Genomic DNA, 213 nt, shown 5'->3' on the forward strand with positions numbered 1-213 from the left:
CGACCTCGACATGGGCATCGTCCTCCCGCCGCCGCCCGCCAACAACGCCATCGGTGACTTCGTCTGGGTCGACAAGGACGGCTCCGGCATCCAGAAGCCCGGCGACACCGGCGTCTCCGGCATCAAGGTCAACCTCCTCGACGGCAACGGCCAGCCCGTCCTCGACACCAACGGCCGACCCATCACCACGGTGACCGACGCCAACGGCCTCTA

The 213-nt window shown here is 68.1% G+C and carries 1 protein-coding gene; it reads left to right on the forward strand.

All coding sequences use genetic code 11. The features are described from left to right. The coding region (locus tag VR45_RS41880; protein ID WP_045945239.1) for an SdrD B-like domain-containing protein at nucleotides 1-213 on the forward strand (213 nt) is incomplete at both ends.

It is taken from the genome of Streptomyces sp. NRRL S-495, from assembly GCF_000966955.1.
Taxonomy (GTDB): Bacteria; Actinomycetota; Actinomycetes; order Streptomycetales; family Streptomycetaceae; genus Kitasatospora; species Kitasatospora purpeofusca.